At 64.2% G+C, this 10,026-nt stretch carries 9 protein-coding genes; 7 read left to right on the forward strand and 2 right to left on the reverse strand.

Features of this window, described 5'->3' with window-relative positions:
* Positions 1 to 576 (reverse strand): acyl-CoA thioesterase II (locus EOA33_RS13255; RefSeq protein WP_145989129.1); only part of this gene is annotated, 576 nt, incomplete at its 3' end.
* Positions 577 to 741: 165 nt separating this feature from the next.
* On the opposite strand from EOA33_RS13255, the gene EOA33_RS13260 reads away from it, so the two are divergent.
* Positions 742 to 2,004 carry a ubiquinone biosynthesis hydroxylase gene (locus EOA33_RS13260; protein ID WP_127405819.1) on the forward strand — a complete coding sequence of 421 codons (1,263 nt, stop codon included), beginning with the start codon at positions 742 to 744 and terminating at the stop codon, positions 2,002 to 2,004.
* 221 nt (positions 2,005 to 2,225) lie between these two features.
* Here EOA33_RS13260 and EOA33_RS13265 read toward each other — a convergent pair whose 3' ends face one another.
* Positions 2,226 to 2,756, reverse strand: a complete 531-nt coding sequence (locus EOA33_RS13265) for a hypothetical protein (protein ID WP_127405820.1) — start codon at positions 2,754 to 2,756, stop codon at positions 2,226 to 2,228.
* Between the two features lie 393 nt (positions 2,757 to 3,149).
* Here EOA33_RS13265 and EOA33_RS13270 point away from each other — a divergent pair, with 393 nt between their 5' ends.
* The 6 genes from EOA33_RS13270 to EOA33_RS13295 form a co-directional block, all read left to right on the forward strand.
* A complete protein-coding gene (locus tag EOA33_RS13270; RefSeq protein WP_245455752.1) occupies positions 3,150 to 4,130 on the forward strand; it encodes a substrate-binding domain-containing protein in 981 nt (326 codons plus the stop codon).
* 69 nt (positions 4,131 to 4,199) lie between these two features.
* The gene (locus EOA33_RS13275; RefSeq protein ID WP_126057495.1) at positions 4,200 to 5,726 is read left to right on the forward strand and encodes a sugar ABC transporter ATP-binding protein; all 1,527 of its coding nucleotides are present in this window, start codon (positions 4,200 to 4,202) and stop codon (positions 5,724 to 5,726) included.
* Positions 5,727 to 5,743: 17 nt separating this feature from the next.
* Positions 5,744 to 6,730, forward strand: a complete 987-nt coding sequence (locus EOA33_RS13280; protein ID WP_127405822.1) for an ABC transporter permease — start codon at positions 5,744 to 5,746, stop codon at positions 6,728 to 6,730.
* A 1-nt stretch (position 6,731) separates the two neighbouring features.
* Positions 6,732 to 7,712 carry a sugar-binding transcriptional regulator gene (locus EOA33_RS13285; protein ID WP_126057493.1) on the forward strand — a complete coding sequence of 327 codons (981 nt, stop codon included), beginning with the start codon at positions 6,732 to 6,734 and terminating at the stop codon, positions 7,710 to 7,712.
* Positions 7,702 to 8,697 carry an aldo/keto reductase gene (locus tag EOA33_RS13290; protein ID WP_127405821.1) on the forward strand — a complete coding sequence of 332 codons (996 nt, stop codon included), beginning with the start codon at positions 7,702 to 7,704 and terminating at the stop codon, positions 8,695 to 8,697. Before EOA33_RS13285 ends, EOA33_RS13290 begins: the two co-directional genes overlap by 11 nt.
* A gap of 63 nt (positions 8,698 to 8,760) precedes the next feature.
* Positions 8,761 to 10,026, forward strand: a 1,266-nt coding sequence (locus tag EOA33_RS13295; RefSeq protein WP_145989130.1) for a glycerol-3-phosphate dehydrogenase/oxidase, incomplete at its 3' end; no start/stop codon positions are given.

The raw sequence follows: 10,026 nt of genomic DNA on the forward strand, positions 1-10,026 counted from the left end.
GTCGGCCGGCACCGGGCCGGTGGTGCCGATCCAGATGTTCTGCTTCGGCTCCAGCTTTTCGCGGCTGGTGTAGTGCTTCAGCATCACCGGCTTCATCTCGATCGGCCGGTCGCGGTCCCAGTAGCGCTTTATGCCTTCGGGGACAGCTTCGCCGAACTTGCCGAGCAGTTCGCGCTGGCTGAGCAGATTGTCGGGCGCCGGCACATCCTGCGGCATCGGCACCTGGTGCTCGAGGCCGACCTCGTCCTGCTGGAATGAGGCCTCCAGCGAGAAGATCGCCTGGCCGTGCTGGATCGCCACCACGCGCCGCGTGGTGAAGGAGCCGCCGTCGCGGATGCGGTCGACCTCGTAGATGATCGGCACCTTGGTGTCGCCGGGCCGCATGAAATAGCCGTGCAGCGAATGCACGTGGCGCTCTGGCTCGACCGTGCGCTGGGCGGCGACCAGCGCCTGGGCGATCGTCTGGCCGCCGAAGACCCGCTGCCAGTCGAGCTTGGGGCTGCGACCACGGTACAGATTGTGTTCGAGCTGCTCGAGGTCGAGAATGTCGAGTAGCTCGTCCATGGCCGCCGTCATGTTTCACGCTCCAGCCGCAAAAGATGTTATGGCGGTTTCGGACAGGAAGGGCGGGCAGTCAAGACCGGCGTGGTGCGGCAGGCGGTAGACCAGGCATGTCGCCCAAAAGTGGCAGCGGTTTTGGGGCAGCGACATGCGTAGACAGAGCCGTGAAAGGAATTTGCCATGGTTGACCGTAAGGCAGATGCAGGATCGAGAGCCTCGCTCGACGTGCTGGTCGCCGGCGCCGGCTATGTCGGGCTGGCCAGCGCGGTTTCGCTGAAGCAGGCACGCCCCAGCCTCGCCGTCGCCGTCGTCGACGCGGCGCCCGCCAGCGTCTGGCAAAAGGATGGCCGCGCCTCGGCGATCGCCGCAGCCGCCTGCCGCATGCTGGAGCAACTCGGCGTCTGGAGCGAGATCGCGCCGGAAGCGCAGGCGATCACCGAAATGATCATCACCGATTCGCGCACCGCCGATCCGGTGCGGCCGGTGTTCCTGACCTTTGACGGCGAAGTGGCGCCCGGCGAGCCCTTCGCCCACATGGTCGCCAACAGGGACCTGAACGGCGCGCTGCGCCGGCGCGCCGAAAAACTCGGCATCGACATCATCGAAGGTCTCGCCGTCAGCGCCTTCGAAATCGACGGCGCCGGCATCACCGTGCATCTGGCGGACGGCGCGACCTTGAAGGCGCGACTGCTGGTCGCTGCCGATGGCGTCAACTCGAAGCTGCGCGACATGGCCGGCATCAAGACGGTGAAGTGGGAGTACGGCCAATCCGGCATCGTCTGCACCGTGGCGCATGAACGGCCGCACAATGGCCGCGCCGAAGAGCATTTCCTGCCCGCCGGCCCCTTCGCGACGCTGCCGCTGAAGCCCGACAAGGACGGCCGCAACCGCTCCTCCATCGTCTGGGTCGAACGCACCGAGGATGCGCGGAAGCTGGTCGAGGGCGACGACCTTGTCTTCGAGCACGAGTTGGAGCTGCATTTCGGCCTCAGGCTGGGCGAGATCCATGCCGCCGACAAGCCGCGCGCCTGGCCGCTTGGGCTGACCCTTGCCCGCGCCTTCGTCGCGCCCCGCATCGCGCTTGCCGGCGATGCCGCGCACGGCATCCACCCGATTGCCGGCCAGGGGCTCAACCTCGGCTTCAAGGATGTGGCGGCGCTGGCCGAGGTGGTGGTCGAGGCCGACCGGCTCGGCCAGGACATCGGCGCGCTCGACGTGCTCGAACGCTACCAGCAATGGCGGCGCTTCGACACCGTGCAGATGGGCGTCACCACCGATGTGCTGAACCGGCTGTTCTCCAACGACATCGGCCCGCTGCGCGCGGCGCGCGACATCGGCCTCGGCCTCGTCGAGCGCATGCCGAAGCTGAAGGACTTTTTCATCCGCCAGGCCTCGGGCCTGTCCGGCGACACGCCGCGGCTACTGAAAGGGGAAGCGATCTAGCAGCCAAAGAAGGTAATAGAAGACCACTACGGCGGCCAGCATGCCCAGCACCCACCTGCCGGCCCTGGATTTGCGCAACCTGTCTCCAACAGCGTGTCAATCAAATCGGCCAATTCGGCAGCCGCGCAGGCAATTGCTTCCCTCTATTTCCCAACGGTTGGGCATGCCCACCCTGATGTAGGCACAACTGCCTTCGGTTCAAAGATCGGTGGTCGCCTGGATCAATTCACCTCGAACCCAAGCTTCTGCCGCAGCCGCAGCATCCGCTGGTCCGGTATCTTCAGGCTCTGCTCGCCGCCCTTTGCGACGCGATTGAGCATCTGCAGCAGATCTTCCCTTTCGTGCGGGTCGAGGCGCTCGCGCAGGAACGGCGCCAGCTTGTCGATGACGATCGTCGTGTCGTCGATCTGCGCCGTTGCCCACTTGGCGTAGACGACGGCCTCGTCGGTCTTCTTCTGGCCATCCGCAATCCCCGAAATCACCTCGCGGATGACGGCTTCGCGCTGCGGCAGGATGGGCCCCTGTTCCGACACGATGGCGGTGATCAGCGTCGCCGCCGCCACAACGGGATTGTCGATCGCCGTCAGCGGCGACAGCGCCGCCTGCTTGCGCAGCTTCTTGCGGCGGATGTTGCCCTGAACGCGGCCGACGACGTCGGCGACCTCGCGCGCGGCCTCGTTCATGGCCTTCATCCGGTACCACCAGAACGCGGCCGCTCCCAACACGCCAAGGATAGCAAGCAGGAAAGGCATGTCAAAATCCCCCGGAAATTTCCGGCGACAATAAGAGAACTGTGCCGTTGCTTCAACACGCAAGAATTGCGGCCGGTGAAGAAGAGGTGCTCTCCCTCCAGGCAACTGCGCACCGGATCGAATGTCCTGGCTTTCGGTCGCTCACCCGCAAGGCAAACGATGCAGCCTCTTGCCGACGACGCTGCAGCTGGTCGACGCGTACTGCAAGAAATTTCACCATCTGATATTTCATGCAACATCGTTGACACGCAACAAATCCCGCCGTATTCAACGTTGCCAGAGATTTCATATCCTGAAATTTCTTGCAAAGCTGATACGACGAGGCTTTCATCGTCGGGGAACCCGGAGGAGAGAATGAACAGGATTGGGCTGGCGGGCGCATTGAGCGCCGCCATGATGACGCTGACCTTGGCGATGCCAGGCGCCGCGTCGGCAGAGAGCAAGTTTCAGTGCAAGCCGGACGAGACCTATGTGATGAACGTCATGGTCTCCGCGCATCCCTATTGGGTGCCGGTCTATCAGGGCTTCAAGCAGGCCGCCCAGGCGATGGGCTGCAAGACCGTGTTTTCAGGCACGCCTGACTACGACATCGCAAAGCAGATCGCCTCATTCGAACAGGATCTGATCAAGAAGCCGGCCGGCGTGCTGCTGCACCCGATGCAGGCCGATCCGTTCATCGAGCCGATCAACCGCGCCGTCGAGAACGGCACCACCGTCGTCACCTTCGCCGCCGACTCGCCGAAATCCAAGCGCGTGTCCTACATCACCTCGGACAATCTGGCGGAAGCCAAATTCGCCGCCGAGGAGATCGTCAAGCAGGTCGGCGACGACGCCGAATACGGCGTGCTGGAGAATCCGGGGCAGAGCAACCACGACCTGCGCGTCACCGCCTTCATCGACTATCTCGCCAAGAACTATCCTAAGATGAAGCTGGTCGGCCGCCAGGCCTCCAACCAGGACGCCAATGTCGCCAACAAGGCGGTGGCCTCGATGCTGCAGGCCAATCCGAACCTGAAGGCGCTGTGGATTCCGGAAGCCGGCTCGGCCGAGGGCGCGGTCGCCGCCGTCCTCGAGGCCAAGGCCAAGGTGCTGATCATGCATGCCGACATCACCCCGGCGACGCTGGAGCAGATCAAGGCCGGCAACATCCACATGGCGCTGAGCCCGAACCAGGGCATGCAGGGCTATCTCGGCTTCGTCGCCACCTTCATGGCGGCGCATCCGGAACTGATCGACCCGTTCAACGACTACAAGACGTCGGGCTACAACCCGATGAGCATCCCCTTCGCCGATAACGGCTTCGCCGTCATCACCAAGGAGAACGCCGACTCGTTCGACCTGAACAAATACATGCAAGGCCGCGATCCAAGCTGATCCGTCCCGCGGGCAACCGCGCCGTCCGGCGCGGTTGCCTCAACCATTCCTGAGCAGGCGAGAACCTCAGTGGAAACCCCGGTCCTCCTCAAAATATCCGGCCTCAGCAAATCGTTCGGCCCTGTCCGTGCCTTGCGCGATGTCGGATTCGAGCTGCGCGCCGGTGAAATCCACGCCATTGCCGGCGAGAACGGCGCCGGCAAGTCGACGCTGATGAAGGTGATCGACGGCATCTTGTCGCCGGACAGCGGCGACATCCAGGTCGATGGCCGCTCCGTCTCTATCTCCTCGCCGCTGGCGGCGCAGAAGCTTGGCATCGGCTTTGTTCACCAGGAGATCGCGCTGTGCCCCGATATCTCGGTGGCCGAGAACATCTTCATGTCGATCACCAACGCCAGCAAGGCGGTGCTGATGAACTACCGCGACCTCGAGAAGCGCGCGACGGCGATCCTGGCGCGGCTTGGCCACATCGATCCGACCGCGATGGTACGCAATCTGTCCATTTCCCAGCAGCAAATGGTCGAGATCGCCAAGGCGCTGACGCTCGATTGCCGCATCCTTATCTTCGACGAACCGACGGCAGCGCTGACCGAGCGCGAGGCCCAAAAACTGTTCGAGATCATTCACCAGCTTGCCGGCGAAGGCATCGGCATCATCTACATCTCGCACCGCATGGCCGAGATCTTCGACAATTGCGACCGCGTCACGGTGCTGCGCGACGGCCGCTACATCACCACGCTCGACATAGCAGGGACGACTCCCGAACAAGTTGTCGCCTCCATGGTCGGCCGCGTCATCGACAGCCTCTACCCCGAGAAGCTGCGCGACGATGAACGGTCCGAAGACATATTGCTCGAGATCGTCGGCCTCTGCGAGGCGACTGCCTTCCGCGACATTAGCTTTCAGCTGCGCAAGGGCGAAATCCTGGGCATTGGCGGCCTGATCGGCGCCGGCCGCAGCGAGATCGTCAAAGGCATCTGCCGGCTCGAAGGTGAGGTGACCGGCGATGTCAGCCTGCGCGGCGAGCGCCTGTCGCTGACACACTATGGCGACAGCATCGCCGCGGGCATCGTCTACCTGTCCGAAGACCGCAAGGGCGACGGGCTGTTTCTCGACATGTCGATCGCCGCCAACATTTCGGCGCTGGCGGTCGACCGGATCGCCACGCGCTTCGGCCTCATCAACGAGCGGCGCGAGAAGCATCGGGCGGAAACGATCGGCAAGCAGCTGTCGCTGAAATGCGGCCATGTCGGTCAGCCGGTTTCGACACTGTCGGGCGGCAACCAGCAGAAGGTAGCGATCGCCAAGATGCTGTCGGTCGACCCGAAGGTGATCTTCCTCGACGAACCGACGCGCGGCGTCGATGTCGGCGCCAAGGCCGAAATTCATCGCATCCTGCGCAAGCTGGCGCGCGATGGCGTCGGCATCGTGGTCATCTCCTCCGAGCTGCCGGAGCTGATCGGCATCTGCGACCGGGTGCTGATCGTGCGCGAGGGACGCATTACCGGCGAAGTCGCGGGGGCAGAGATGACGGAGGAAAACATCATGGTCCTGGCATCGCTTGCCGATGAAGGCCGGCAACGGAGCGCCGCATGAGCATCGTGGGGGACAGTATGGACAGCGCGACGCAAGCTGCCAGGATAGGGCTCGGCGCAAGGTTCGGCGGCCTGATCAGGATGCGTGAGACCGGCCTGATCCTCATCATCGCCGTGCTGTTTGCCGTCATGTCGTTCGCATCCCCCTATTTCCTGACCTGGGACAATATGCGGGCGATGGCGATGGCCTTCGCGGTGGAAGGCATCGTCGTGGTCGGCATGACGATCCTGCTGATTTCCGGCGGCATCGACCTTTCGGTCGGCTCGGTCACCGCGCTCGCCATGGTGGTCGCCGGTCTGCTTTTCCTCAGCGGCATGGACCCCTGGCTGGCGTCGCTGGTGGCGATAGCGGCTTGCGCTGCCATCGGCGCCTTCATGGGATTCTTCGTCACCAGAGTGGGGCTGCACCACTTCATCGTCTCGCTGGGGGTGATGGTGATTGCACGCGGGCTCTGCCTGCTCGGCACCGGCGGCCGCCCGCTCGGGCTTTACACCCTGCCGCCTGAGTTCAAGTTCATCGGCCAGGGCGCGGTCGGCGGCATTCCCGTCGTCATCATCATCTTCATTGTCTTCGTCATCCTGTCCGACTTCATGCTGCGCCGCACGACGATGTTCCGCAAAGTCTTCTACACCGGCAGCAACGAGAAGGCGGCGGCCTATTCCGGCATCCGCACCAAGAAGGTCGTGTTCTTGACCACGACGCTCTGCTCGACACTGTGCGGTTTTGCCGGCGTCATCTACATGGCCCGCTTCGGCTCGGCCCAGCCGACATTCGGCGCCGGCATGGAGCTGAACGTCATCGCCGCCGCGGTGATCGGCGGCGCAAGCCTGACCGGCGGCATCGGCACCATTCTCGGCGCCATCCTGGGCACCGTCCTTTTGTCCGTCGTTTCAAGCTCGCTCGCTCTGCTCGACGTGTCCGTCTATTGGCAGGACATCATCCGCGGGTCCATTCTGCTGACGGCGGTCACCGCCGATTATTACTTCAACAAGCGGCGGGGCTGAGATGGCGGACAGCAGGGAAGATTTCGAGGCGATCCGGCAGATCCACACCGTGCTGGTGCTGCATTTCGTCGACGGCATGAAGCAGAACGACATCGCGGCGGCGCTCAACCTGTCGGCGTCCAAGGTCAATCGGCTGATCGCCCAGGGGCGCAAGCTCGGCATGCTGAGGATCGCGGTCGAGAGCCCGTTCCAGGCCTTGGTCGATATCGAAAAGCAGCTGATCGAGGTTGCCCGTCTGGCAAGTGCGATCGTGACGCCGACCGTGGCCGGCAGTCCCGAAAGCACGCTGCAGCAGGTGGGGCGCGCGGCAGCCAACCAGTTGCTTGAAACCTTGCGCGACGGCGACGTCATCGCCATTACCGGCGGCAAGGCGATTAGCGCCCTCGCCGAGAACCTGCAGCCGGAGCGGGCTTTCGACATCACCGTCGTGCCGCTGACCGGCGGCGTCCAGGGCAAGCACTATACCGACGTCAACCATTTGGCGACGCGGCTCGCCGAGCGGCTCGGCGGCTCCAGCATGCTCTTGCATGCGCCGCTGTTCGCCGAGAGCCGGGAGCAGCGCGACCTGCTTCTGGAGATGGCGTCGGTGCGCGAGATCTTCGATCTGGCGCGCAAGGCCGCGATCGCGCTGGTCGGCATCGGGTCGATCCAGACGCCCGGGTCGAGCTATTACGACCTTCGCCCAGGTCTTGACCCCGACCGCGACAAGCTGGCCGCCAGCGGCGCGGTCGGTGAGTTCCTTGCGCATCTGATCCGCGACGACGGCACGCTGGCCGATTACCCGCCCAACGACCGCCTGGTGGCGCTGGCGCCTTCGGAACTCGCTCGCTGCCGGACGGTGATGGGCGTCGCCAGCGGCGCCGAAAAAGTCGGGCCGATCCGCGCCGCGCTGCGCGGCAATTATCTCAAGTCTCTGGTCGTCGACGAAGAAACGGCCAACGCGGTCCTGAACAATGCGGGGAGCATACGCAATGTCGCCTGAAATGTTGACGCGCACCATTGGCGCGTCGGGAATCGCCGCCTCCGCGATCGGCCTCGGCACCTGGGCCATCGGCGGCTGGATGTGGGGCGGCACCGACGAGGCGCAGTCCATCGACACCATCCGCGCCTCGATCGACGAAGGCGTTTCGCTGATCGACACCGCGCCGGCCTACGGCCAGGGGCTGTCGGAGGAAATCGTCGGCAAGGCGATCAAGGGACGCCGCGGCAAGGTCGTGCTCGCCACGAAGCTTGGACTGATCTGGCACGCAAAAAAGGGCAACCACTTCTTCGACTATGACGGCGCGCCGGTGCATCGCTATCTCGGCGCCGACTCCGTGGTCTACGAAGTGGAGCAGAGCCTGCGCCGTCTCGGCACCGACCACATCGACCACTACATCACCCATTGGCAGGATGCGACGACGCCGGTCCCCGAGACCATGGAAGCGCTCGATCGCCTCAAGACCCAAGGCAAGATCCGCTCCATCGGCGCCAGCAATGTCAGCATTGCGGATGTCGAAGCCTATCTCGCGGCCGGCCAGCTCGACGCGGTCCAGCAGCAATACAGCATGGTGGTGCGCGACATGGAGCGCGACCTTCTGCCTTTCTGCGCGGACAACAATGTGTCCGTGCTCAGCTACTCCTCGCTGGCGCTCGGCCTGTTGTCGGGCAAGATCGGTCCGGACCGCGTCTTTACCGGCGATGACCAGCGCAAGGACAATCCGTGGTTCTCGCTGGCCAACCGCCGCAAGGTCGCGGCGCTGATGGAAGAGATACGGCCGATTGCCGAGACGCACGGCGCAAGCGAGGCGCAGATCGTCATCGCCTGGACGCTGCAGCAGCCGGGCATCACCTTCTCGCTTTGCGGCGCCCGCAGCCCGCAGCAGGCCAGGGAAAACGCGCGGGCCGGCCGCATCAGATTGTCCTCAGAGGAGATCAGCCAGATCAGCGAGGCCGCCAGCCGCCATCTGACAAATCTCGACGCCTGACCGCCACCTGTGAACCCGAAGCAAATCGAGCTGCCGTCCGCCGGACGGCCGAACGGCGAAGCCATGCCTGACCAGAGAAGCCTCATCCTCGACAAGATCCGCCAGGATGGCGCGTTCGATGTCGTCGTCGTGGGCGGCGGCATCAACGGCATCGGCGTTTTCCGCGAACTGGCGCTGCAGGGCCTGAAGGTGCTGCTGGTCGAGCGCAACGATTTCTGCTCGGGCTGCAGTGCGGCCCCCTCGCGCATGATCCATGGCGGTCTGCGCTATCTCGAGAATGGCGAGTTCGGCCTGGTGCAGGAATCGTTGCGCGAACGCGATGCGCTGCTGGCCAATGCGCCGCATATGGTGCGGCCATTGCCGACTGTAATTCCGATCCGCACCGTCTTCTCAGGGCTGATGAACGGGGCGGCAGGCCTTCTCGGGCTTTCTGAGGCTCCTTCCAGCCGCGGCGCACTGGCGATCAAGGCGGGGCTCGCGCTCTATGACTGGACGACGCGCAAGCGCCGGGCGCTGCCGCGCCACAATTTCCGCGGCGCCAGGATGACATTCGCGCAATGGCCGGCGCTCGACCCGATGCTGCGCTTTTCCGCCACCTACTACGACGCCTGGATCAGCTATCCGGAACGGCTGGGCATCGAACTGCTGCTCGATGCCGGACGCCTGGCGCCCGACAGCCTGGCGCTCAACCGCGCCGAGATCACGCGCGTCGGTTCAGCCTTCGAACTTATCGACACGACAACCAACGAGCGCTTCCCTGTCATCGCCAAGGCAATCGTCAATGCGACAGGCGCATGGCTCGATTCGGCCATCGCCCGGCTCGACGCATCCGAAAAGCCTGCTGCACCGCTGGTCGAGGGCACCAAGGGCTCACACCTCATCCTCAACAACGAGCCGCTTTACCAGGCACTTGGCGGCCACATGATTTTCTTCGAGAACGCCGACGGCCGGGTTTGCATTATGTTCCCCTATCTCGGCAAGGTGCTGGTCGGTTCGACCGATATTCGCGTCAGCGAAGCCAGACGCGTGCGCTGCGAACCGGCGGAAGCCGATTACATACTGGCGGCGGCGCGGTTGGTCTTTCCTGCCATTCCGATTCACGCCTCTGACATCGTGTTCACCTATAGCGGCATCCGGCCGCTGCCGAAGAGCAACCATGCCTTCACCGGCAGGATCTCGCGCGGCCACTCCGTGCATCGCATTGCCGGCGACATCCCGCAGTTCTGCATGATCGGCGGCAAATGGACGACCTTCCGCGCCTTCGCCGAACAGGCGGCCGATGCAGTGCTGGCCGAGCTTGGCCGCGAACGCCTTTGCGGCACGCTGACC

The sequence above is a fragment of the Mesorhizobium sp. M4A.F.Ca.ET.050.02.1.1 genome, assembly GCF_003997725.1.
Classification (GTDB): Bacteria; Pseudomonadota; Alphaproteobacteria; order Rhizobiales; family Rhizobiaceae; genus Mesorhizobium.

Coding starts and splice junctions, on each gene's coding strand:
- EOA33_RS13260 (WP_127405819.1), top strand. CDS start 742: ATGGTTGACCGTAAGGCAGATGCAGGATCGAGAGCCTCGCTCGACGTG.
- EOA33_RS13265 (WP_127405820.1), bottom strand. CDS start 2,756: ATGCCTTTCCTGCTTGCTATCCTTGGCGTGTTGGGAGCGGCCGCGTTC.
- EOA33_RS13270 (WP_245455752.1), top strand. CDS start 3,150: ATGATGACGCTGACCTTGGCGATGCCAGGCGCCGCGTCGGCAGAGAGC.
- EOA33_RS13280 (WP_127405822.1), top strand. CDS start 5,744: ATGGACAGCGCGACGCAAGCTGCCAGGATAGGGCTCGGCGCAAGGTTC.
- EOA33_RS13285 (WP_126057493.1), top strand. CDS start 6,732: ATGGCGGACAGCAGGGAAGATTTCGAGGCGATCCGGCAGATCCACACC.
- EOA33_RS13290 (WP_127405821.1), top strand. CDS start 7,702: ATGTCGCCTGAAATGTTGACGCGCACCATTGGCGCGTCGGGAATCGCC.